Origin of the sequence: Senimuribacter intestinalis, from assembly GCF_943192965.1 — a bacterium.
Classification (GTDB): Bacteria; Bacillota; Clostridia; order Peptostreptococcales; family Anaerovoracaceae; genus Senimuribacter; species Senimuribacter intestinalis.
The window spans coordinates 23,292-47,288 of sequence record NZ_CALPCF010000016.1 but is presented as its reverse complement, the minus strand read 5'-3'; the positions used below and the strand labels follow the sequence as shown (position 1 = coordinate 47,288).

Annotated in this window: 28 protein-coding genes; all 28 read left to right on the top strand. The window is 43.9% G+C overall.

Going from position 1 to position 23,997, the window contains the following annotated elements; translation table 11 throughout:
• Window positions 1–2 precede the first annotated feature (2 nt).
• The 28 genes from purM to NFR88_RS12565 all read left to right on the top strand — a co-directional run bounded on the left by purM (window position 3) and on the right by NFR88_RS12565 (window position 23,957).
• Window positions 3–1,046, top strand: a complete 1,044-nt coding sequence (gene purM / locus NFR88_RS12700) for a phosphoribosylformylglycinamidine cyclo-ligase (protein ID WP_251616468.1) — start codon at window positions 3–5, stop codon at window positions 1,044–1,046.
• Entirely contained in the window at window positions 1,040–1,624 is a 585-nt protein-coding gene (gene purN / locus NFR88_RS12695; RefSeq protein ID WP_251616467.1) for a phosphoribosylglycinamide formyltransferase, read from the top strand. The genes purM and purN overlap by 7 nt, the downstream gene beginning before the upstream one ends.
• Window positions 1,625–2,341, top strand: coding sequence for an IMP cyclohydrolase (locus NFR88_RS12690; protein WP_160201410.1), 717 nt, complete (start codon window positions 1,625–1,627; stop codon window positions 2,339–2,341).
• Window positions 2,342–2,378: 37 nt separating this feature from the next.
• Window positions 2,379–3,563 (top strand): phosphoribosylaminoimidazolecarboxamide formyltransferase, encoded by a 1,185-nt coding sequence (locus tag NFR88_RS12685; protein ID WP_251616455.1) that lies wholly within the window; start codon window positions 2,379–2,381, stop codon window positions 3,561–3,563.
• A gap of 244 nt (window positions 3,564–3,807) precedes the next feature.
• On the top strand, window positions 3,808–5,076 hold the full coding sequence (gene purD, locus NFR88_RS12680) for a phosphoribosylamine--glycine ligase (protein ID WP_251616452.1): 1,269 nt from the start codon (window positions 3,808–3,810) through the stop codon (window positions 5,074–5,076).
• Window positions 5,077–5,097: 21 nt separating this feature from the next.
• The gene (locus NFR88_RS12675) at window positions 5,098–8,805 is read left to right on the top strand and encodes a phosphoribosylformylglycinamidine synthase (RefSeq protein ID WP_251616449.1); all 3,708 of its coding nucleotides are present in this window, start codon (window positions 5,098–5,100) and stop codon (window positions 8,803–8,805) included.
• 92 nt (window positions 8,806–8,897) lie between these two features.
• A complete protein-coding gene (locus NFR88_RS12670; RefSeq protein ID WP_161908497.1) occupies window positions 8,898–9,344 on the top strand; it encodes an acyl-CoA thioesterase in 447 nt (148 codons plus the stop codon).
• A 74-nt stretch (window positions 9,345–9,418) separates the two neighbouring features.
• Window positions 9,419–10,297 (top strand): stage III sporulation protein AA, encoded by an 879-nt coding sequence (gene spoIIIAA, locus NFR88_RS12665; protein WP_251616445.1) that lies wholly within the window; start codon window positions 9,419–9,421, stop codon window positions 10,295–10,297.
• Window positions 10,290–10,805, top strand: coding sequence for a stage III sporulation protein AB (locus NFR88_RS12660; protein WP_160201416.1), 516 nt, complete (start codon window positions 10,290–10,292; stop codon window positions 10,803–10,805). Before spoIIIAA ends, NFR88_RS12660 begins: the two co-directional genes overlap by 8 nt.
• A gap of 25 nt (window positions 10,806–10,830) precedes the next feature.
• Window positions 10,831–11,025: a stage III sporulation protein AC gene (spoIIIAC, locus tag NFR88_RS12655; RefSeq protein ID WP_160201417.1), complete on the top strand. Its 195-nt coding sequence runs from the start codon at window positions 10,831–10,833 to the stop codon at window positions 11,023–11,025.
• A 2-nt stretch (window positions 11,026–11,027) separates the two neighbouring features.
• Window positions 11,028–11,411, top strand: a complete 384-nt coding sequence (locus tag NFR88_RS12650) for a SpoIIIAC/SpoIIIAD family protein (RefSeq protein ID WP_160201418.1) — start codon at window positions 11,028–11,030, stop codon at window positions 11,409–11,411.
• Window positions 11,412–11,414: 3 nt separating this feature from the next.
• Window positions 11,415–12,503, top strand: coding sequence for a stage III sporulation protein AE (locus tag NFR88_RS12645; RefSeq protein WP_160201419.1), 1,089 nt, complete (start codon window positions 11,415–11,417; stop codon window positions 12,501–12,503).
• On the top strand, window positions 12,500–12,667 hold the full coding sequence (locus NFR88_RS12640; protein ID WP_160201420.1) for a stage III sporulation protein AF: 168 nt from the start codon (window positions 12,500–12,502) through the stop codon (window positions 12,665–12,667). The genes NFR88_RS12645 and NFR88_RS12640 overlap by 4 nt, the downstream gene beginning before the upstream one ends.
• Before the next feature lie 37 nt (window positions 12,668–12,704).
• Window positions 12,705–13,070, top strand: coding sequence for a hypothetical protein (locus tag NFR88_RS12635; protein ID WP_160201421.1), 366 nt, complete (start codon window positions 12,705–12,707; stop codon window positions 13,068–13,070).
• 5 nt (window positions 13,071–13,075) lie between these two features.
• Window positions 13,076–13,708 carry a SpoIIIAH-like family protein gene (locus NFR88_RS12630; protein ID WP_251616442.1) on the top strand — a complete coding sequence of 211 codons (633 nt, stop codon included), beginning with the start codon at window positions 13,076–13,078 and terminating at the stop codon, window positions 13,706–13,708.
• A 585-nt stretch (window positions 13,709–14,293) separates the two neighbouring features.
• On the top strand, window positions 14,294–14,656 hold the full coding sequence (locus tag NFR88_RS12625; protein ID WP_160201424.1) for an Asp23/Gls24 family envelope stress response protein: 363 nt from the start codon (window positions 14,294–14,296) through the stop codon (window positions 14,654–14,656).
• Complete coding sequence (gene nusB, locus NFR88_RS12620) at window positions 14,657–15,091, top strand: transcription antitermination factor NusB (RefSeq protein ID WP_161908500.1); 435 nt, start codon at window positions 14,657–14,659, stop codon at window positions 15,089–15,091.
• A complete protein-coding gene (locus tag NFR88_RS12615) occupies window positions 15,084–16,049 on the top strand; it encodes a tRNA (adenosine(37)-N6)-threonylcarbamoyltransferase complex transferase subunit TsaD (protein WP_161908501.1) in 966 nt (321 codons plus the stop codon). Before nusB ends, NFR88_RS12615 begins: the two co-directional genes overlap by 8 nt.
• The gene (gene xseA, locus NFR88_RS12610) at window positions 16,040–17,185 is read left to right on the top strand and encodes an exodeoxyribonuclease VII large subunit (protein ID WP_161908502.1); all 1,146 of its coding nucleotides are present in this window, start codon (window positions 16,040–16,042) and stop codon (window positions 17,183–17,185) included. Before NFR88_RS12615 ends, xseA begins: the two co-directional genes overlap by 10 nt.
• Window positions 17,182–17,370 carry an exodeoxyribonuclease VII small subunit gene (xseB, locus tag NFR88_RS12605; protein ID WP_161908503.1) on the top strand — a complete coding sequence of 63 codons (189 nt, stop codon included), beginning with the start codon at window positions 17,182–17,184 and terminating at the stop codon, window positions 17,368–17,370. The genes xseA and xseB overlap by 4 nt, the downstream gene beginning before the upstream one ends.
• 3 nt (window positions 17,371–17,373) lie before the next feature.
• On the top strand, window positions 17,374–18,270 hold the full coding sequence (locus tag NFR88_RS12600; RefSeq protein WP_243151181.1) for a polyprenyl synthetase family protein: 897 nt from the start codon (window positions 17,374–17,376) through the stop codon (window positions 18,268–18,270).
• A 21-nt stretch (window positions 18,271–18,291) separates the two neighbouring features.
• A complete protein-coding gene (dxs, locus tag NFR88_RS12595) occupies window positions 18,292–20,136 on the top strand; it encodes a 1-deoxy-D-xylulose-5-phosphate synthase (RefSeq protein ID WP_251616439.1) in 1,845 nt (614 codons plus the stop codon).
• Window positions 20,120–20,917, top strand: a complete 798-nt coding sequence (locus tag NFR88_RS12590; RefSeq protein WP_251616488.1) for a TlyA family RNA methyltransferase — start codon at window positions 20,120–20,122, stop codon at window positions 20,915–20,917. Before dxs ends, NFR88_RS12590 begins: the two co-directional genes overlap by 17 nt.
• Before the next feature lie 39 nt (window positions 20,918–20,956).
• Window positions 20,957–22,147 carry a pyridoxal phosphate-dependent aminotransferase gene (locus NFR88_RS12585; protein ID WP_160201431.1) on the top strand — a complete coding sequence of 397 codons (1,191 nt, stop codon included), beginning with the start codon at window positions 20,957–20,959 and terminating at the stop codon, window positions 22,145–22,147.
• A 352-nt stretch (window positions 22,148–22,499) separates the two neighbouring features.
• Complete coding sequence (locus NFR88_RS12580; RefSeq protein ID WP_251616429.1) at window positions 22,500–22,955, top strand: GNAT family N-acetyltransferase; 456 nt, start codon at window positions 22,500–22,502, stop codon at window positions 22,953–22,955.
• A 59-nt stretch (window positions 22,956–23,014) separates the two neighbouring features.
• The gene (locus NFR88_RS12575; RefSeq protein ID WP_160201433.1) at window positions 23,015–23,260 is read left to right on the top strand and encodes a DUF3791 domain-containing protein; all 246 of its coding nucleotides are present in this window, start codon (window positions 23,015–23,017) and stop codon (window positions 23,258–23,260) included.
• Complete coding sequence (locus tag NFR88_RS12570) at window positions 23,257–23,730, top strand: DUF3990 domain-containing protein (RefSeq protein WP_251616426.1); 474 nt, start codon at window positions 23,257–23,259, stop codon at window positions 23,728–23,730. Before NFR88_RS12575 ends, NFR88_RS12570 begins: the two co-directional genes overlap by 4 nt.
• The gene (locus tag NFR88_RS12565) at window positions 23,727–23,957 is read left to right on the top strand and encodes a DUF3791 domain-containing protein (RefSeq protein WP_160201435.1); all 231 of its coding nucleotides are present in this window, start codon (window positions 23,727–23,729) and stop codon (window positions 23,955–23,957) included. Before NFR88_RS12570 ends, NFR88_RS12565 begins: the two co-directional genes overlap by 4 nt.
• The last annotated feature ends 40 nt before the right edge of the window (window positions 23,958–23,997 follow it).

Genomic DNA, 23,997 nt, shown 5'->3' with positions numbered 1-23,997 from the left:
GAATGGGAAAAAGTTTCAGCGAAAGCTACAAAGAAGCCGGTGTTGATATTACTGCGGGTTACAAAGCAGTAGAACTGATGAAAGAGCATGTGGCGAAGACCATGGTATTTGGCAATGTACCCGATGATATTGGCGGTTTTGGCGGCCTCTTTGAACTGGACGTGAAAGGAATGGAGCGCCCGGTGCTGGTAAGCGGTACTGACGGTGTAGGTACCAAACTGAAGATGGCATTTTTGATGGACAAACACGACACAGTGGGCATTGACTGTGTTGCAATGTGTGTCAACGATATTCTTTGCGTTGGTGCAAAACCTCTGTTCTTCCTTGATTATATTGCAGTTGGAAAGAATTATCCGGAAAAGGTTGCGCAGATTGTAAGCGGCGTTGCAGAAGGCTGCATACAGTCGGAGGCAGCCCTTATCGGCGGTGAAACTGCTGAGATGCCGGGCTTTTATCCGGAAGACGAATACGATCTTGCCGGTTTTGCCGTAGGCGTTGTGGACAAGTCAAAGGTACTGAAAAAAGAAACCGTAGAAGAGGGCGATGTCATTATCGGACTTCCTTCCTCTGGCGTGCATTCTAATGGATTTTCTCTGGTAAGAAAAGTGCTGGATGTAGAGAATGAAGATATTAAGACTCCGGTTGCTGAACTTGGCGGCAAGTCCATCGGCGAGACCCTTCTGACACCGACCAAAATTTATGTAAAGCCAATGCTGAAGCTTTTTGATGAAGTGACCGTAAAGGCTGCTGCCCACATCACTGGCGGCGGATTCTACGAAAACATTCCAAGAAGTCTGCCGAAAGGTTATGGCGCCAAGATAAAAAAGGAAAATGTAAGAGTTCTGCCAATTTTCAAGCTCATCGCAGAAAAGGGCAGCATTCCTGAAAGAGATATGTTCAACACCTTTAATATGGGCGTGGGCATGACTGTTATCGTTTCTGCAAAGGACGCAGACAAAGCGCTGGAAGTGCTGCACGCTGCAGGTGAAGACGCATATATCCTCGGCGAGGTTGTAAAGAGTGAGGAAGGCGTAGAATTATGCTAAAGACAAAGATTGCTGTGCTGGTTTCTGGCGGCGGCACCAATCTGCAAGCTTTGATAGATGCTCAGAAAAGCGGCATTTTACACAGCGGTGAAATTGTGCTGGTCGCCAGCAACAAAGAAAACGCATATGCCCTAAAACGTGCACAGGAAAACGGGATTAAGGCGGTTTTTGCGATAGACGAGGAAGCGCTTCTCAAAATCATGGAAGCTGAAGGCATTGAACTGGTCATTCTTGCAGGATTTTTAAAGATCCTCAGCAGCGAATTTATTTCTGCTTATGAAAATAGAATCATCAATATTCATCCGTCATTGATTCCCTCGTTTTGCGGTAAAGGCGCTTATGGTCTGCATGTCCATGAAATGGCGCTTTCCTACGGTGTAAAACTTACAGGTGCTACGGTGCATTTTGTCAATGAAGTGCCTGACGGCGGTCAGATTATTGCCCAAAAAGCGGTTGAGATTCTGGAGGGTGATACGCCGGAGATTTTGCAAAGACGTGTTATGGAACAGGCGGAATGGGTGCTGCTTCCACAAGCAGCCGAAATGATTAGTGAAAAAATAGCGAAAGGAAAGAAATAGATGAACGTTTACGAAACTAAAACCATGAAAGCTGCTGTCAAAGGGAATTCCTATGTTGGCAGAGGCATCGTTCTCGGAAAGTCTAAAGATGGAAAAAAGGCTGTCAGCGCTTATTTCATCATGGGAAGAAGTGAAAACAGCAGAAACAGAATCTTCCTTGACGAAGGGGAAAATGTGATGATTAAACCCTTTGATGAATCTAAGGTGGAAGACCCGTCTCTGATTATTTATTATCCGATGCGTAAACATGAGAACAAGCTGATTGTAACTAATGGTGATCAGACCGACACGATTTACGAATTTTTAAAAGAGGGCAAATCCTTTGAGGAAGCACTGGATACCAGATGTTTTGAGCCGGACGGTCCAAACTGGACGCCGAGAATCAGTGGTATGTTTACATTTGGCGAAAAACTGACTTATAAGATGAGTATTTTAAAGAGCGCAGATGCTGAAGGCTCAGCTTGTAACCGCTATTATTTCAACTATGACGCTCTTTGCGGTTTGGGACATTTTATCCATACATATGTGCAGGACGGAAATCCGATTCCAACTTTCCAGGGAGAGCCTGAACGCGTTGAAATTCCAGATGATATCGACGCATTTACAAAGGAAATCTGGGATAACCTTGATGAAAATAATAAAATTTCCCTTTATGTAAGATATATTGATCTTGAAACTGGTGCAGCTGAAAACCGCATGATCAACAAAAACGCATAACCCTTTTAGAACAGATAGATAGAATGGAGCAATTGCAATGAAAGAATTTGAACTGAAATATGGATGTAATCCCAACCAGAAGCCTGCAAAGATTTACATGGCTGACGGAAGTGAACTGCCTCTTGAAATTTTAAACGGCAGACCGGGATATATCAATTTTTTAGATGCTTTTAACAGCTGGCAGCTTGTGAAGGAACTGAAGGAAGCCCTGGGTATGCCGGCAGCTACCTCTTTTAAACATGTCAGCCCTACATCTGCTGCTGTAGGCGTTCCGATGAGTGAAACGCTGAAAAAAGCCTGCTTTGTAGATGATATTGAAGGACTTGACGATTCACCTATTGCAACAGCCTATGCAAGAGCGAGGGGTACCGACAGAATGTCCTCCTTCGGCGACTGGGTTGCTTTAAGTGATACCTGCGATGCTGTGACTGCAACGATTTTAAAGAGAGAGGTTTCCGATGGAATTATTGCGCCGGATTATACAGAAGAAGCGCTAGAAATTCTAAAAGGTAAGAAGAAGGGCGCTTACAATATCATCAAAATTGATTCTGATTATGTACCGGCACAGCAGGAAACCAAACAGGTCTACGGTGTAACCTTTGAGCAGGGCAGAAACGATTACAAGATTACGCCGGAGCAGTTGACAAATATTGTTACTGAAAATAAGACTTTAACCGAGGAAGCAAAGCGCGACCTTATTATCGCGCTGATTACGCTAAAATATACTCAGTCCAATTCCGTAGCCTATGCAAAAGATGGACAGGCAATCGGTGTTGGCGCAGGTCAGCAGTCCAGAATCCACTGCACCAGACTTGCAGGGAACAAAGCTGATTTCTGGCATCTAAGGCAGGCTGACAAGGTAATCAACCTGCCGTTCCGTGAAGATGTAGGCAGAGCTGTTCGTGACAACACCATTGACGTATATCTGGGAGATGAATACGAAGATGTGCTGGCAGATGGCGCTTGGGAAACCCTCTTCACTGAAAAGCCAGAACCATTTACAAAGAAAGAGCAGCGTGCTTATCTTGACACTGTTACAGGAGTAGCCCTCGGCAGTGACGCATTCTTCCCGTTCGGAGATAATATCGAGCGAGCAAAGAAGAGCGGCGTATCCTATATCGCAGAACCGGGCGGCAGCGTTCGTGACGATCAAGTTATCGAAACCTGCGACAAATACGGCATGGTTACCGTATTCACTGGCATGAGACTGTTTCATCACTAATGGTTCTGCCCCGCAAGTGTATGTGGATACATGCACGAGTGGCAAGGCAGACCTTATGCTGGCGTTCTCCGGCTTTAGCCGGCTAAGAACGCGTCGTATAATGGAGTTGCTCCAATTTACGGAGTAAATTGATGAGAACTCCTTATGCTTTAAATCCCCAAGAGAACGAGCAAATTGCGAAGTTCGATTGGAAGGATTTAGTCGTATAATGGAGTTATACCCAGAAAGGACAAGGTATCAAATAATGAAAGTTATGGTTGTTGGCGGCGGCGGAAGAGAGCACGCCATCATCAAAAAAATAAAAAAGAGTCCAAAAGTATCCGAAATTTATGCGCTGCCGGGTAATGGCGGTATTGCGTCCGATGCGACGTGCGTAGATATCGGTGCTAAAGATCTTGAAAATATAGTAAAATTCGCAAAGGAAAATGCCATTGAATTTGCTGTGGTTGCGCCGGATGACCCGCTGGTTTTAGGTCTTGTAGACCTTTTAAAGGCAGAAGGCATTCCTTGCTTTGGACCTGATAAAAAAGCAGCTATCATCGAAGGCAGCAAGGCTTTTTCCAAGGATTTAATGAAGAAATATCAGATTCCAACCGCTGCTTATGAAACCTTTACAGAGATGGAAAATGCCCTTGCATATCTGAACACCTGCAAGATTCCAGTGGTTGTAAAGGCGGACGGTCTGGCGCTGGGCAAAGGCGTTATTATTGCTGAAACCTTGGAAACAGCAAAACAGGCAGTCAAAGACATGATGGAAGATAAAGTCTTCGGCGACAGCGGCAATAAGGTTGTCATTGAAGAATTTCTTACAGGTCCTGAAGTTTCTGTCCTTTCCTTCACAGACGGCAAAACACTGGTTCCTATGGTATCTTCCATGGACCACAAGAGAGCCTTAGACGGCGATAAAGGACTGAATACCGGCGGTATGGGAACCGTAGCGCCGAATCCTTATTATACCGAAGAAATCGCAGAGCGCTGCATGAAAGAAATTTTCCTGCCGACCATGGAAGCGATGAACAAAGAGGGAAGATCTTTCAGCGGCTGCCTTTATTTCGGTCTGATGATTACAGAAGATGGACCGAAGGTCATCGAATACAACTGCCGCTTTGGCGATCCTGAAACCCAAGTTGTGCTGCCGCTTCTCGATAGTGACCTATTTGAGATTATGGAACATGTTGCTGCAGGAACTTTGGCAGAGGCAAATGTCAACTTTGCAGACGATGCGGCATGCTGTGTGGTTATGGCGTCGGAAGGCTATCCTGTCAGCTATGAGAAAGGCTTTGAGATTAAAATCGACGATGTAGAGGATGTTTACATTGCCGGCGCAAAGCTGTCTGCGGATGGCAGACTACTTACAAACGGCGGACGTGTTCTGGGTGTTACCGAAAGAGGCGCAGACATTGCAGAAGCCATCGAAAAAGCATATAACTCCGTAAAAAGAGTTACCTTTGACAATGCGTTTTATAGAAACGATATCGGCGCAAAGGCGTTGGCTGCATTAAATGAAAAATAGTAAAACAAAGTAGGGAGAATTATGGTTTATAGAATATATGTTGAAAAGAAAAAAGCTTTCGCCCATGAAGCAGCGTCTTTAAAAAACGATATCGTAAAACTGCTGCAGATTCAGAATTTGCAGGATTTGCGGATTGTAAACCGCTATGACGTTGAAAACTTGGACAGAGAACTATTTGACTATGCTGTAAGCACTGTGTTTTCTGAGCCGCAGGTAGACGACACCTTTGAAACCTTGGATTTTGCAGGGGCGGATCATGTTTTCGCGGTAGAATTCCTGCCGGGACAGTTTGACCAGAGAGCAAATTCTGCTGCGGAATGTATCCAGATTATTTCAAAAGGCGAAAGACCGGCAGTCAGAACCGCTAAAGTGTACCTGCTGCAAGGTTCTTTGACCGAGGCAGAACTTGCTGAAATTAAGAAGTATGTCATCAACCCGGTGGAAGCGAGAGAAGCGACCTTGGAAAACTTTGACACCCTGAAAGTGGACTACGAAATTCCGACAGAAGTTGCGGTTTTAAACGGCTTCAATGAACTTGACGAAGCTGGACTTTTGGAATTTCTAAAAGACTACGGACTTGCCATGGATTTGGGCGATTTAAAATTCTGTCAGGAGTACTTTAAAAGTGAAGACAGAAATCCGACTATTACGGAAATCAGGGTAATCGATACTTACTGGTCCGATCACTGCAGACATACCACCTTCAACACAACGATTGACAGTGTCAAGTTTGAAGATCCTGCAGTGCAGGAAACCTATGAAGAATACATCAAAACCCGTGAGGAACTAGGCAGAACCAAGCCGATTAATCTGATGGATATCGGCACTATTGCCGCAAAATACCTGAAAAAGCACGGCTTACTGGATAAACTGGACGAATCTGAAGAAATCAACGCCTGCACCGTAAAGATCGATGTAGATGTCGACGGCGGAACAGAAAAGTGGCTGCTTTTATTTAAGAACGAAACTCACAACCATCCGACTGAGATCGAGCCTTTTGGCGGTGCTGCAACCTGTGTTGGCGGTGCCATCAGAGACCCGCTTTCAGGAAGAAGCTATGTATATTCTGCTATGCGTGTTACTGGTGCAGCTGACCCGTTAAAGCCAGTTTCTGAAACTATGGAAGGAAAACTTCCGCAGAGAAAGATCGTAACAACTGCTGCCAACGGATACAGTTCCTACGGCAACCAGATTGGGCTTGCTACAGGGCAGGTAGATGAACTTTATCACCCAGGCTACGTGGCTAAGAGAATGGAAATCGGTGCAGTAATTGCTGCAGCGCCTGCTGAAAACGTACGCAGAGAGAGACCTGTTGATACTGACAGAGTTATTCTCTTGGGCGGAAAAACCGGTCGTGACGGCTGCGGTGGTGCAACCGGCTCCTCCAAGTCCCACACAACTGAATCTTTGGAAAGCTGCGGCGCTGAGGTACAGAAGGGTAATGCACCGGAAGAAAGAAAGCTGCAGAGACTCTTTAGAAATCCGGAGGCTTCCAAACTGATTAAGCGCTGTAACGACTTTGGCGCAGGTGGAGTATCTGTTGCTATCGGAGAACTGGCTGATGGTCTTGAGATTAACCTGAACGCAGTGCCGAAGAAATACGATGGTCTTGACGGAACTGAGCTTGCCATCAGTGAATCTCAGGAAAGAATGGCTGTTGTCGTTGCTGAAAGTGATGTAGAGCGTTTCTGTGAACTGGCTGTTTCTGAAAATCTGGAAGCCACAGTTGTAGCAGAGGTAAAGGAAAATCCATATTTAAAGATTTTCTGGAACGATAAGCCGATTGTAAATATTTCCAGAGCTTTTCTTGACACCAACGGTGCAGAAAAACACATTGATATTGAAATCCCAATGCACGAGAACTTTGAAAAAAAAGTCAGCGGTGACTTTGTGCAAACATATAAGGCTCTGGCAGGAGACTTAAACGTCTGCTCTAAAAGAGGCTTATCCGAGCGTTTTGACTCCACCATCGGCGCAGGCACTGTCTTAATGCCCTTTGGCGGTATTAGACAAAGAACGCCGAATCAGGCAATGGTAAACTTGATTTCTGTAGAAAAGGGACACACTGACACCTGCTCACTGATGTCCTGGGGCTATAACCCGTATATTGCAGAGGCAAGCCCTTATCACAGTGCGTATCTGGCAGTGGTGGAATCCGTATCCAAACTGATTGCTGCTGGCGCATCCTTTGAGGATGTATACCTTTCCTTCCAGGAATACTTTGAAAAGCCGATGAGAGATGCGATGCGGTGGGGCAAACCGATGGCTGCAGTTCTGGGCGCATTCAAAGCGCAGAAGGAGCTGGGCGTGGCGGCGATTGGCGGTAAAGACTCCATGAGCGGAACCTTTGAAAACATCGACGTTCCACCAACGCTAGTATCTTTTGCAGTTACTACAGGTAATGTTAAAACGATAATTTCTCCGGAGTTCAAACAGGTAGACAATAATATTATTATGTTTACTCCGGAAAAAGACAAAGAAGGTCTCCCAAAGGCTGAAAGTCTGAAAGAAATTTACGAAACGGTCCACAGACTTATCTCAGACGGTAAAATTGTCAGCGCTTACACACCAGGATTTGGTGGTGTTGCGGAAGCCATATTGAAAATGGCTATGGGTAATGATATCGGTTTTGCCTATGATTCTGTGGATATGGAAACCATCTTCGGCTATCAGTACGGCGGCTTTGTTGCCGAACTGGAAGGAGAAGTTGAAATCTCTGCAGACGGATTTTCTGTGATTACCCTTGGTAAAACGACAGCAGAAAAGACCATCACTTATGGCGCTGAATCTCTTGCGCTTACTGATCTTTGTAAGATTTATGAGGATAAGCTGGAGTCTATTTACACTTGCAACATTGAAACTGAAAGCAGCAAGCTTGAAACTTTCCGTTATGAGGCTACAGAAAGACCTCATGCTAAGGTAAAGGTTGATGTGCCAAAGGTATTGATTCCGGTATTTCCAGGCACCAACTGTGAATATGACTCTGCAAAGGCATTCCGTGACGCTGGCGCAGAGGCTGAGATTTTCGTTGTAAACAACCTGACTGCTGCTTCTATTGCAAAATCCGTAGAAGATTTCGCCGCAAAGGTGCGTGAATCCCAGATTATCTTTATTCCGGGCGGTTTCTCCGGCGGCGATGAACCGGACGGTTCCGGAAAGTTTATCACTGCATTCTTTAGAAATCAGGAAGTAAAGGAGGCCGTGACCGATTTACTGAACAACAGAGACGGTTTAATGCTGGGTATCTGCAATGGATTCCAGGCGCTAATCAAACTGGGACTTGTACCTTATGGCAAAATCATCGATACCGATGAAAACTGCCCGACACTGACTTTCAACGAAATCAGCCGCCACCAGTCTAAACTGGTCAGAACAAGAATTGCTTCCAATAAGTCTCCATGGCTTGCAAATACAACACCTGATCAGATTTATACCGTTCCGATTTCCCACGGTGAGGGAAGATTTATCGCTTCAGAAACGCTAATTCGTGACCTTGCTGAAAACGGTCAGATTATCACCCAGTATGTGGATCTTGAAGGAAACGTTACTTCGGATATTCAGTACAATCCAAATGGTTCTTACTTCGCTATCGAAGGTATCACTTCACCTGACGGCAGAGTACTGGGCAAGATGGGACACTCCGAAAGAATCGGTGCAAATCTTTACAAAAACGTGCCGGGTGACTTCGACATGGGTATGTTCTGCGCTGCTGTAGAATATTTTAAGTAAAATATGAATAGGTTAAATTAGAGTTAGAATTAGCCTCCGCCTGCCAAAAGCTTTCGGAGGCTGATTTTTATAAAGAAAGAGAGGTTTTATATATGGATACAAGGTATCAAGTTGTTATGAGCCAAGTTATGCTGCCGCATCAAGCCAATGTAGCAGGCAATGTACACGGTGGTGAAATTATGAAATTTATGGATACAGCAGCAGGAGCTTGCGCTATGAAATATGCAAGAAGTAACTGTGTTACAGCTAGAGTGGACGAACTGATTTTCCACCTGCCGATTTTTGTCGGGGCACTGGTAACCTGCACTGCAACCATTGCATACGTAGGAAACACTTCTATGGACGTTTACGTGCGCGTAGATTCTGAAGACATGGAATCCGGAAATGGTCCAGAAAAAGCTCTGTGTGCTCATTTTACTATGGTTTCCATGAACAAAGCCGGAAGACCTCAGAAAGTGCCTGCATACATACCGGAAACGGAAGAAGAAAAAATACTTTGGGAAGAAGCCGCAGCGAAAGTGAAGGCTAGAAAAAGATAAAATCTCATACGCAAATTTTAATCATATTTGCCTGTCCTACTCATATAGTATTAGAGAAAGGACAGGTATTTTTTATGAATCATTTTGAGAAAGTGTTTCAATGCTTTCCTGTAGAAGTCCAGCGGCAGATTGGCGGGCTTGCATCGGAAATACAGGAGGAAATCAACGAAATTCGAGTGTACCGGGGAAAACCGGTACAGCTTTACGCAGGGAAAAATCAGTACTTGCTGAAGGGCTATATCACCGGCGGACAAATTCACAGTCTCTTAAATAATCTGATGAAATTTTCCTATTATGCTTACGAAGATGATATCGCAAAAGGCTTCATTACTATTGATGGCGGACATCGGGTGGGTCTTTGCGGCAAAGCAGTGGTGGAGGATGGGAAGGTTACTCTGATTCGTGATATCAGTTCTCTCAACATTCGTTATTCCAGAGAGATTATAGGCTGCAGCGACAAAATCATGCCTTACGTCTTTAATGAACAGGGGAATCTTTGCAATCTGCTCATTGTCTCGCCTCCAGGCTGTGGTAAGACTACATTGCTCCGGGATTTAGCAAGAAATATCAGTCTGCAGGGTATTAAGGTCGGTATTTGTGATGAGCGCTCTGAAATTGCTGGTATGTCCGGCGGCATCAGCGCTTATACTTTTGGAAATGCGGTGGATGTGCTGGATGGCTGTCCAAAGGCATCGGCTATGCAGATGATGGTTCGTGCCATGTCTCCTCAGCTTCTCATTACAGATGAAATCGGAACAAAGGCAGACGCAGACGCAATCAGAAGCTGCAGCGGAAGCGGTGTAAAGGTAATCTGTTCCATGCACGGAAGCTGCATGGAGGATTTGAAAAAAACAGGAGTTTGGGAAATTGTTGAAGGGAATTCTTTTGATTACATTATATTTCTCACAGATCAGCCAGTTATCGGAACAGTAAAGGAGATTTGCCATGGTTAAGATAATTGGACTATTTCTGGGCGTCATAGGCTGTGGTGCAATCGGACTGTTAAAAGCACGAGATATCAAAGATCGAAAACAGCTGCTTCTTGAATTCAAAAGCCTGCTTCTCCACATTTCCACAGAAATCAGCTATTTTAAGGAACCGCTTCCGCAGATTTTTGAGCGTCTGTCGGCGGAAAACGAAGGCGCATGTGGGCTCCTTCTGAGAAATTGCCTGACCAGCTATTTGACAAGCGGCAGAGACATGGGAGAACTTTGGAAAGATTCGGTGGATTTCGTATATGAAAGTCTTCCTGTTACTGAGCAGGATGTAGTACTCATGAAGAAATGCGCAGATTTTCTTGGACAAAGCGATTTCAAGAGGCAGCAGGAGCACTTTCTGCTTTTACACAGGCAGCTTGATGAGCAGATTGAGGAGGCGCAGAGGTGGATTGATTCTAAAGGGAAAATGTATGAAAGACTGGGTTTTTCGGCAGGTCTTGTAATCGCCATTGCACTGATATAGATATAAAACAAAGGGGGAAAAGACATTGGAAATCAGTATTATTTTCAAAATTGCAGGTATCGGCATTTGTATAGCGCTGGTGAATCAGATTCTGGTTAAGGCAGGAAAGGATGAAATGGCAATGATGACAACGCTTGCTGGTGTAATCATTGTGCTGGTAATTATCGTCAAAATGCTGGCAGAATTCTTTGAAACGATGAAAGTCTTTATGGAATTTTAGTGATGGAAATATTAAAAATTGCCATGCTTGCGCTTCTTGCAGTGGCACTGATTACACTGGTAAAGAGCTATAAGCCGGAGTTTGGGATTTACGTGGTCATCGCATGCAGTATTTTGATTCTCTATTTTATGATTGACAGCTTGAAATATGCTGTGGCGTATGTATCGGGGCTGTACGAGAAACTGGAATACGGAAAAGGATATTTTCCCATTATTATAAAGGTTCTCGTCATTGCTTACGTTACCGAATTCACTTCGCAGCTTTGCAAAGATGCGGGGGAGACATCGATCGGCGCAAAGGTAGAACTGGCGGGAAAGGTGATTATCTTTTGTGTTGCGATTCCGGTATTTGTGTCGATTATCAGTCTGGTGGAGGAACTGTTATAAACTATGGAATTTGATGAAATTTTAAAGGAACAGATGAAAAAAATCGTCGATGAGAAGCAGACTGACTCGCTTTCTGATTATGCCAGCGGTCTATCCGGGGGAATTTCTGATTACTTTACGCTGGATAAAATCGTAGACGCAACACTAAATGGGGAGAGCATTTTTAGTTCAGAGGATATGATTTCCAGTTTAAAGGCGCTGTTTCTCTATGAATTAAAGGCGGCACTGGTGGTGGGTGTGGAAATACTGACCGTCTGCATCGTCATCGGTCTTCTTAAAAATCTATCTGGCTCCTTTGGAAAAAAAGGTGTCACGGAGATTGCAAGTCTTGTCTGCAGCATCGTCATCATCGGTCTTGCTGTCAGCAATTTTCAGACCATCTACCAGATGACCATTGACGCGATTGCAACGATTACATACACGATGGAGCTTTTGCTCCCAGTGCTCATAACCATACTCATTTCCATGGGACAGGTGACGGGTGGAACAATTATGAGTCCGTTGATATTGACTGCGATTACGATTTTTGAATCGATTCTAAAGAACATCGTGCTGCCGGCACTGTTTCTATCGACGGTACTCAGTTTGCTCAATTGTTTAACAGAAAAAGATTACGTAAACCATTTATCTAAATTTCTGAGACAGGCGGCGCTCTTTGTGACCGGACTGGTGCTGACGCTAATGTCGGGAATTGTCGCTGTGCAGGGGCTTATTACACAGACTTCGGACAGCCTGATTATGGGAACGGCAAAATATTCCTTGGATGCGTTTATTCCCATCGTCGGTGGGTTTACTGCAGACACTGTGGAGCTTTTTATCAAGTGCATGGGATCAATTAAAGGAATTGTAGGGATTTTTGGAATTCTCCTCATTGTATCCCTTATGCTGATTCCTATACTAAAAATCATGGCAATTTCTGTCATATATAAAGTGACGGCGCTGCTGATTGAACCGGTCGCCTCAAAGAAAATTGCCGCAGGGGTTTCAGACATTGGCACGTGTCTTGTTACCATGGGCGCTATCGTGTTCTTTGCATCACTTTTGTTTATCATTTTTATTACATCCATTATTCGTCTCGGAGGCAGCATATGAGCGTGATTACAGCATGGGTCAAAGACATTTTCATCGTAATTTTAGCGATTACCTTTCTGGAGATTTTGCTGCCAGAAAGTTCCATGGCAAAGTATCTGAAGTTTATTTTTTCTATCATCGTACTGGCGACAATTTTATCACCGCTGGCAAGTTTTTTGGAATAAATAGACAGATAAAAAATATTTTTTAAGAGAGGGTATTATGTTTGAGAAGCTAAAAATCACAAAAGATACCATAGTCAAGATCATTACGCTTTTGCTTATCGCCTCGGTATTTCTTTTGACTATGAGCGTTTTAACTGATGACAACGACAGCAGAAAGCAGGTGACCGATGACGATGGCGCCACAGAAACCATGCTGTGCAGCTTTTTATCGGAAATCAAAGGAGTGGGTGATGTCAATGTGATGATGGAGTACGATGAGAATCGTGCGGTAACCGGAGTGATCGTAACTGCTGAGGGTGCAAGTGACCCCGTAGTAAAAAATGATATTGTAAAAGGGGTAGCAACCTTATTTGATTTGCCGGTTTCCAGCGTAATGGTATTTGAAAAAAGTCAGGAGGATTGAGAAAGATGAAAAAGAAATTTAAACTAGATTTAAAAGGATTTTTTAATAAGAAAGAAAATGTGGCAGTTGCCGCTTTAGCCTTGGTATTTTGTGCAGGACTTGTTGTGACGGAAGTCAAAGCCAACAATATTCCACTTCACGACGGAGATGTTCTTGTGGACAGCCGCAACATTGCACAGGTTGAGGAGGATTCAAGTTCTGAAAGCAGTACTGATGGAGACAGTGAAAAGACTGAAAAAACTGCAGGGGATGACGTGAATGAGGAAGATGGCGAAGGAGATGCCGCTACAAAGGGCAATACCTTTGCGGAAAAAAGAGCAAAACTAGATCTTGAAAGAAATGAACTGATTGCAGGCTATGACAGCACCATCAAGAATTCCACTAACGACGCAGAGAAGAATAACGCGGTGGCAAACAAAGAAAAACTGACCAAATATATGGAACAGGAGGTTTCTATTGAAAGTCTGATTAGCAGCAAAAATCTGCCGGAATGCCTTGTTATCATCACAGAAAGCACCATCACCGTTACTGTCGATGAGCAGGAACTGACACAAAACACTGTAGCGAAAATCTGCAATATTGTCATGGCAGAAACAGGCAGAGGTGCCGATAAGATTATTATTCAAAGTAACTACTAAAGCATTTTCCAAATAATAGCAAATACTTATATAAATAATATAAATAAAATCAAAAAGCCACACCAAGACAATGTGGCTTTTTTACATAGCTGAATCCATAAGATGTGTTTGAGAGAGGCAAATCATTTGGGTAGGCAAAAAAGGATTTTAACCTGCCTTAAGATTTTCCTTCAAAAATGTATAAATCTATAGTCAATATCGTTGGTGTAACTTGCATAATCCGCAAGATATGTGAATTTGCATACGGTAATTTTACGTAAATGGAAAGTTTTATCACTAAAATGGGCTCAATTGACCCGATTATCACAACAAACTTATACATTTTTCTCAGATTCTTAGATTTTCGGTTAAGTTTTAAAGAATTTCTTATACATTTTTCTAATGTAATTCTCGTATAAGTTAAACCCTGCTATTTTCATCTAAAGCGCATGCAAACCAGGGGGTTTGTGCAATCTTAATTTCGCAAGTATGCCTGTGGTTTTCTTTCCCCGAAACATTGCGAAGGTCTCTGAATAATGATATAATGAATGCAGAGATTTATACCGGCGCTGCCGATGACAAATTTTGAATGAATAGAGGTTACGTATGCAGGAAGAAAATATTGGCACCGTTAAGATTTCTGACGATGTGATTACAGCTTGTGCGGCCAGCGCCGCTTTGCAGATTGAAGGCGTATGTCAGCTTGCCGGAGGTTTTACAGATAATCTTTCCATCAATATTTTGGGAAAAGAGCCGGAAGGCAAAGGGATTAAGCTGTCCCGCGACGAAGAAGGAATTTCTCTGGACGTTTACGTCATCGTAGCGTACAGAGTCAAGATACCTCAGCTTGCCTGGGATATTCAGAGCCATGTCAAGAGCGAGATTGAATCAGTCACAGGTCTGAAAGTAAAAGAAGTAAACATACATGTACAGGGCGTGAGCCTGCCCGGAGAGGAAGATAAGAACTAGATGACAAGAACAGAAGCCAGAGAATTTATGATGCAGGTTTTTTTTCAGATGGAAGCCTGTGGAGATTTTGATGTAAACAGTAGAACTGATTTCATGAGTCAGGAGAAGATCAGAGACCAGAAGGAATACTGCAATGAGCTACATTCGCTGCTATGCAACAAAAAAGACGAAGTTGACGATTTACTTAGAAAGTACAGCACAAAATGGAAAATCGAAAGAATGCCAAAGACCGACCTTGCGGTGCTGCGTCTTGCAGTATGCGAGATGCGCTATGGTAAAGTTCCTGCGGCAGTATCCATCAATGAGGCTGTAGACTTAGCGAAAAAATATGGAACCGATGATTCAGGAAAATATGTCAACGGCATTTTGGGAAGAATTGCAGAGGAACTGGCAGCAGAACCTGCTGCAGTGTCTTACGAGGAAGAACATGCGTAAGCTGTCTCTTGGCATTGACACCAGCAATTATAAGACTTCTGTAGCCCTGACAGACCATAGCGGCGAAATTTTATCCAATCTGCAGCAGTATCTGACTGTAAAGAAAGGTGAGCGGGGGCTGAGGCAGTCGGCGGCGCTTTTTCAGCATGTGCAGAATCTGCCGCATCTCCTTGAAGAAACCTTTGAAACTTTAGCAAAGCTGCGCCGGGAAGAAGAAGCAGAAATTGCCTGCATCAGCGTGTCGGAAAAGCCAAGACCTGTAGATGGCTCCTATATGCCTTGCTTTTTGGCGGGGCTTTCTACAGCAAAATCCATCGCAGCGGCTCTTGGCGTGCCGTGTTATACCTTTTCCCATCAGGAAGGGCATATCGAAGCAGCGCGCTGGCGTTCGCCGCTTGCAGAGGCGAATCGCTTTATTTCTTTTCATTTTTCCGGCGGCACCACGGAGGCGCTGCTGGTGAGCGAAGATGGAATTTCCATCGTAGGTGGTTCAAAGGATTTAGCCTTTGGGCAAGTGCTGGACAGGGTAGGCGTTGCACTGGGCATGGAATTTCCATGTGGTCAGTCTTTGGACGAAATAGCAGTGGCAGCACAGGCTGCCGACGGACAGGTTAAGGATAATTTCCTGCCTAAAATCAAATGTGAAGAAGGATATATCAATCTTTCGGGCATAGAGACAAGATGCCAGAGAAGCCTTACAGAAACAGCGCCGGAAGTTCTGATTCCTATGTTGTTTCAAAGAATTTCTGAGGCGATTTGTGATATGAGTCTATATCTTGTAAACACCTATCAGACGGAAAGCATTCTCTTTGCTGGCGGTGTTTCAGCAAGCAGTCTGATACGAAAAAATTTAGAAACAAAGCTTTCAAAGATGCAGATTCACTTCGGTGAACCAGCGCTTTGTACCGACAATGCGGCAGGCATTGCGCTCCTTGGAGGAAAGAAACAATGGCTTTAAAACCGGTAACTGTTTCACAACTGAATGAATATATTTCCCGGGTAATCGGCACGGATCCGCTTCTTGGCGCTGTAGTAGTGAAAGGTGAAATTTCCAATTTGAAGTATCACGGCAGCGGACATGTGTACTTTTCCATTATAGACGCGACGAGCAAAATCAACTGTTTTTTACCACGGGATTACGCCATGAGCTTGCATTATCCACTGGAAGACGGCATGGAAGTGACCTTGACCGGCAGTGTCAGTGTCTTTAAAAAGAATGGCACTTATTCTCTCTACGTAAAAATCGTGGAGGTTTCAGGGGAGGGAAACCTTGCTATCGCCTTTGAAAAGATGAAAGAAAAGCTGAGCAAGGAAGGACTCTTTGACCAGTCCCACAAGAAACCTATACCAAAGTATCCGAACAAAATCGGCATTGTAACTTCTGCCACGGGAGCGGCGGTCAAGGATATTCTCAAAATCTTAAAAGGCCGCAATCACCTTGTCGATGTGATGATCTTTCCGGTGCTTGTGCAGGGAGAGGCGGCTTCTGCGGATATTGCCGCTATGCTTGACTATATCAATGAGAATTTTGATGATATCGATACACTGATTGTAGGAAGGGGCGGCGGCTCTGCCGATGACCTTTGGGCATTTAACGAGGAAAACGTGGCGAGAGCCATTTATCGCTCGGAAATTCCTATTATCTCTGCTGTGGGACACGAAATAGACTTCACCATAGCTGATCTTGTGGCGGATTTGCGGGCTGAGACTCCGACCGCAGCGGCGCAGCTTGTTGTACCCGATACGGAGCAAATGCGAAAGCAAATGGAAGATTTAAAGGAACATCTCTACATTCAGCTTTCCAACAAGCTGATGTATCACAGGCTGCTCATCGACAATCTGGCAAAGGAGATGAAAAACTGCTTAAATGGGCAGATTGCCAAGCTGGAGAATGAGCTTACACAGTCCAAACTGCTTCTTGAGGAGAACAATCCAACGCAGATTCTGGAAAATGGCTACAGCGTCCTTACAGATGAGGATGGTAAAGTCATTTCCGCAATCAGCCAGCTTTGCGAAAAGCAAGAATATAAAATTACCCTGCAGGACGGTTTTGCCAAATGCAGGATTACAGAAATAGGAGGAAACCAGCGATGAATCAGGGGAATTTTGAAAAGGCGTTGCGTGAACTGCAGACTATGGCAGAAAAAATCAAATCTCAAGAGACAAGCCTTGAAGAAGCCATTTCCTGTTATGAGGAAGGCATGAAGTATTACAAAACCTGCAGCGATATTTTGGAACAAGCGAAACAGAAAATCGAAACCTTTGAAGGAGAGGTGTAACCCATGATGCGAGAAAATTATGATGAATACAAAGAAATGATTAACGAGTACCTATTGGATTTTATGCCGAGCATTGACACCAAGAGCAGCGTTCTCTATGACTCAATGAAGTATTCCTTGATGGCTGGCGGAAAGCGGATACGGTCTGTGCTGCTTTTAGCTGCCTGTGAGTTTGCAGGTGGAAACGCAAAAGACGCATTGCCTTATGCCTGCGCTATCGAGTACATTCACACCTATTCCTTAATTCATGACGATTTGCCGGCTATGGATAACGATGATTTACGCCGCGGCATTCCGACCAATCACAAGGTCTTTGGCGACGGCATTGCGGTACTTGCCGGGGACGGTCTTCTGACCACTGCTTTTGAAATTATGAGCAAGGACATGTTCTTGTTCTTTGATAATATGAAGGAGTTAAAAAAACGTATCAACGCATCCTACACCATCGTCAAGCACTCCGGCGTGCAGGGCATGGTCGCAGGGCAGGCTTCGGATATAGACTCCGAACACAAACAATGCTCCAACGAAATGCTGGAATACATTCACATCAATAAAACAGGAGCCCTGATTGTAGCAGCCATCAGAGCAGGACTTTACCTTGGCGGCGCTGACGAAGAGATGATGAAAGATTTGACCTGCTATGCGGAGAATCTGGGGCTTGCTTACCAGATTGCCGACGATATTTTAGACATCAAAGGCAATGTAGAAGAACTGGGCAAAAACACCGGAAAAGACGCAGAATGTGAAAAAATTACCTATGTTGCCTTAAACGGCATGGAGGCTTCAGAGCAGCGCCTCAAAGAATTGACCATAAACGCTGTGGAATCCATTGAAAAATATTACGACAATGCGGAGTTTTTCAGAGATTTGGTTTTGAGACTGGAAAACCGCACAAAATAAAGGATAAAACGGAGAATTTGAATGAGTAATGAACTGGAACAGTATCAGTTTCCGGACGACCTGAAAAAGATGGACAAGGATGAGCTGTCTCTTTTGAGTTATGCTATACGGGATTTTTTATTAGATAAGGTATCAAAGACGGGAGGCCATTTGGCCTCCAATCTTGGCGTAGTGGAACTAACGATTGCTTTGCACAAGGTCTTTGACAGCCCGAAGGACAAAATTATTTGGGATGTAGGGCACCAGTCCTACGTACACAAAATTTTAACCGGACGCGCCTCAGAATTCGACCATTTGCGCCAGATGGGCGGAATCAGCGGATTTCCAAAGACTAAGGAAAGTGTTCACGACGTGTATGAGACTGGACATTCCAGTACCTCGATTTCCGCTGCTGCGGGCATGGCTGCTGCGAGAGATCTAAAAGGCGAAGACCATGAAGTCATTGCAGTCATCGGTGATGGTTCTCTCACCGGCGGTATGGCATATGAAGCATTGAACAATGTAGGAGCTTCTAAGTCCAAAATGATTGTGGTGCTCAACGACAACGGCATGTCTATTTCAAGAAACATTGGCGGCGTATCGCAGCATCTGTCGAAGCTTCGGACCTCTAACAGTTATCTTCATGCAAAAAAAGCTATCAAGAAAGCACTGGGCAGCATTCCTGTCATCGGAAACGATATCAGTTCCAATTTGGCGCATGCAAAGGACAGGGTAAAATATGCGTTGCTGTCAGGGGGCGTCATCTTTGAAGAACTGGGATTTACCTATTTGGGACCGGTGGACGGACATAATCTGGAGGAACTTTTAGATGTACTGCAGATCGCAAAGAATATTGACGGCCCAGTTTTCATCCATATTATAACAAAAAAAGGAAAAGGCTATCGGACGGCGGAAATTAATCCCAATAAATTTCACGGAATCGGACCTTTCAATCCGGAAACCGGCGCTGCTCTGCAGCAGGCGGAGCGAACCTACTCCAAAGTCTTTGGCAGTGCTTTAGTGGGGCTTGCTGAGGAAGACGAACGAATTGTTGCTATTTCTGCTGCCATGTGTGATGCTACAGGTCTCGGGGCTTTTGCAAAGCGATATCCGACCAGATTTTTTGATGTAGGTATCGCAGAAGCTCATGGCGTAACCTTTGCAGCAGGTCTTGCAAAAGCCGGTATGAAGCCGGTGGTTGCCATCTATTCCTCTTTCTTGCAAAGAGGGTACGATCAGATTATTGAGGATGTCTGTCTGCAGAAACTGCCAGTAGTCTTTGCCATCGACAGGGCAGGGATTGTAGGCGCGGACGGAGAAACACACCATGGTGTTTTCGACCTTTCATATTTGAGATCGATTCCAAATATGACCGTGTTGACTCCAAGAGACGGTACTCAGCTTTGCACTATGCTGAGTTATGCACTCTCCCTTGGTACACCTGTAGCAATTCGCTATCCGAGAGGCGTCTGCGACTTTGATACTGCAAATCTGATGCCGTATGCCGGAGAAAACCGACGCAAGACAAAAGGTAAAGACGTTGATATCTGGGCAGTGGGGAAGATGACCACTGTTGCAGAGGAGGTCCGGATGGTTCTTTTGGAGAAAGGAATTGAAGCAGGCATCATCGAAGTAGGCTGTGTAAAGCCGATGGATTTGTCTTGCCTTGAAAAGAATAAAACAATTGTAACCTTAGAAGATAATCTCCTTGCCGGAGGCTTTGGCGAAGGATTTCGGGCAGAGACAGGGTGCAGTGATGTACTCAGTTTTGGATGGCCTGCCCAGTTTATAGAACATGGTAGCTGTGACGATTTGTATCATAAGTACGGACTTGATACGGCGTCCATTGCAGAAAGGATTTGTGAACACCTTGAAAGAAAGGCTTGATATTTTATTAGTAAAAAAAGGATATTATCAGTCCCGCGAGCGGGCAAAAGCTGCCATCATGGCAGGGATTGTCTATGTCGATGGACAGCGCAGCGATAAAGCGGGAAATCAGGTAGATACGGGGGCAGAGATTTTCGTAAAAGAGAATCTCTGTCCTTATGTGAGCAGAGGCGGCTTGAAACTTGAAAAGTCTATGGGGCATTTTAATCTGCAGCTTAATGGGGCAGTCTGCATGGACATCGGTGCCTCCACTGGCGGCTTTACCGACTGCATGCTGCAAAACGGTGCTTCCAAAGTTTATGCCATCGATGTGGGCTATGGACAGCTGGACTGGAAACTTCGAAATGACGAGAGAGTCGTCAATATGGAAAAATGTAACGTACGCTATCTGGATACCGATTTGATTGCAGAACCTATCAATTTTATCAGTATTGATGTGTCATTTATTTCTCTGCGGTTAATTTTTCCTGTGGCGGCTGCTGTTCTTGCAGATGACGGGGAGATCGTCTGCCTCGTAAAGCCGCAGTTTGAAGCCGGAAGAGAGCAGGTTGGCAAAAAGGGTATTGTCAGAGATCGAAATGTTCACAGAGAAGTCATCGAAAATGTGATTTCTTATGGGGAAGCTAACGGTTTATATGCCCATGGTTTGACATTTTCTCCGGTTACCGGCGCAAAAGGTAATATAGAATATCTTTTACATCTTTCCAAATCAAGGGAAATGTGTTATAATGTATCATGTATACAAGAAGTGGTTGAAAACTCTCATGCAGAGTTAGAATAAGCACGTATATTTTTTAGGAAAACAAGGAGATCGAGAGAAATGAAATTATCAAACAAAGTGGAAGCAATGCAGTTTTCACCAATCAGAAAATTCAACCCGATTGCACAGAAAGCAAAGGACGCAGGTAAGAAAGTTTATCACCTGAATATCGGTCAGCCGGACGTAGAAACACCGGCATGCTTTATGGATGCAATCAGAGCTTATGAAAACAAAGTAATCGCTTATGCTGAATCCGGCGGTATTACTGAACTGCAGGACGCTGTATCTGATTACTTCAAAACTTACGGTATGGAAATCGGCAGAAACGATATGATCGTTACAACCGGTGGTTCTGAAGCACTGACCATGACTTTCCTGGCACTTCTCAACGAAGGCGACGAAGTTCTCATCGCAGAACCGTTCTATACCAACTACCATACATTTGCTACTTCTGCAGGCGGTAAGGTTGTTCCTATTACTACAAAAGCAGAGGAAGGCTATCATTATGCAAAGAGAGAGCAGATTGAACCGCTGATTACAGAAAAAACTAAGGCTATCTGCTGCATTAACCCAGGCAATCCAACCGGTACTGTACTTACTAAAGAAGAAATGCAGTTGATCGGCGATATCGCAAAGGAACACGACCTGTGGATTATCGCGGACGAAGTATACAGAGAATTTGCTTATGACGGAAGAGAAGCCGTTTCCTTCGGTCAGGTCAAGGACGTAGAAGACAGAGTTATCATCATTGACTCCGTTTCCAAGAGATTCTCCGCTTGCGGCGCAAGAATCGGTCTGCTGGTTTCCAAGAATCAGGAATTTATGCAGAGCGTGATGAAGATTGCACAGGGCAGACTTTGCGTATCCACCGTTGACCAGGTTGGCGCTGCTGCACTGTTTAAACTGCCAGCTTCTTACTACGATGAAGTAAAAGCTGAATACTGCGGAAGAAGAGACGTCGTATACGAAGAACTGATGAAGATTCCTGGCGTTGTTTGCAGAAAGCCTGGCGGCGCATTCTATATGACTGCAAAACTTCCTGTGGACAGTGTAGAAGACTTCCTGATGTTCCTTCTGACTGAGTTTGAAGATAACGGCGAAACTGTTATGTTCGCACCTGCTGAAGGTTTCTATGCAACACCAGGTCTTGGTAAAGATGAAATGCGTATCGCATACGTGCTGAATCAGGCAGATATGAGAAGAGGAGTAGAGCTGATCAGATTGGGAATCGAGGCTTATAACAAGAGATAAGCACTGCGAGAGTACCAAGCTGCAGAATCTGCATAAGCTGTGGAACATTGTAATCCGAGAAGTTTGTGCATCGACTCAGCGGCTGCCTTGACAAAATTGACAAAAAATCATGATTTAGTCAATTCTGTCAAAGAAATCGGGTTAAAACATTGCTAAAATTGACAGATTCTAAGATTCTTGTCAATTCTGTCAAAAACTTCGAGAAAATTGAGGGAAATTGAGGTGTTTTTACCTGATTTATTGACAAAAAACGAAAAATATTTTGATTTTGTCAATGTTGATAAAAAAGATAAGCAAGGGGCATGGATAATTCTGTGTCCCTTTTGTTTTAAATGGAAGGTAGTGTATATAAATGGAAATCAAAACAATTTGCGATAATCCACAGCTTTTAGTCGAAGCTGCCTCTTGGTTTTCGGACAAATGGGGCGTGCCTTTAGAAGCATACATGGAAAGTATGAAAGCATATATTGGTAATCCTGTCGGAATTCCGAAATGGTTTGTTATTTTAGATGAGAAAGAGAGTACTATTGCCGGCGCAGGTATCATCGAAAATGACTTTCATCAGAGAAAGGATTTAACTCCAAACCTGTGCGCGCTGTTTGTTGAACCGTCCTATCGAAAACAAGGTTTAGCGAAAAAGCTGATGAATTTTGCGAAAAAAGAAACCTCAGCAGCTGGGTTTGAAAAGCTATATCTCATCACAGACCATACTAAATTCTACGAAAAATGCGGCTGGACGTTCTATGGAATCATCAAAGAAGACGATGGGGCCGAGATTCGTATGTACGAAACAAAAACCGGATTTTGACTTTTATTATAGCGTGTTTTTTGGTATAATTAAGTATTATAGGAAATGGAGATGAGGAAATGGCGTCTAGAGAAAAAGAACATGACATCAGCCAAGAGGAACTTGAATTTGCTGTATTTTGTGTTGAGAATCTGGAAAAGAAACTAAGTGTAGGCAGCCAGAGGATATTTAAGGCTTTTACGGAAGACAGCGATATTCTTTACAGTTACATTATCCCAAATTATCCGATTCTTCATACCCAGAGCAAAGAATATATTTTAGAAGACATTCTGTCGCTCCTGAACGAAAAAGGAATAAAAATATGATTTTATACCATGGTTCTAATACAGAAATTAAATACCCCGATATTCAGTTTTCTAGATTGAATGTAGATTTTGGAAAAGGGTTTTATACGACACCGATTCTGGCACAGGCTGAAAACTGGTGTCAAAAATTTAAGCGGCGTGACCAGCAGGCCATTCTCAACCAGTATCAGTTTTGTGAGTTAGAAAGTCATCAATTCAAGATATTGAGATTTGAAAGTTACTCTGAATCCTGGTTGGATTTTGTTTTGGCGTGCAGAAACGGTCAGGACAAGACCGACTATGATATGGTAATCGGCGGTGTTGCCAACGATAAAGTATTCAATACGATAGAGCTGTATTTCGATGGTTTAATCGGCAAAACTGAAGCTCTGAAACGGCTGAAATTTGAGGATCCAAACCTGCAAATTTGTTTTAGAAGTCAAGATATGATAGAAAGATGCTTGAAATTTGAAAGGAGTGATTCGATATGAATGCAAATCCAATTTTACTGCAAATGAAATACGCCCGTGTTATCAGCCGCTTTGCAGCACTTTCAAATATAACAAAGCGTGAAGCATTATCGTTTTTTTATCATTCAAAGACTTATGAGCTTCTAAGTGAAGGCGTTTCCGATATGCACTGCATGAGCGATCAGTATTTGGCAGAGGATTTATATTTTGAAAAACTAAATGGATATTCGGAGAAATTTTATGAGTAAGCTATCTTTTCAAACTTTCTGCTCATCGTAGAGATGATTG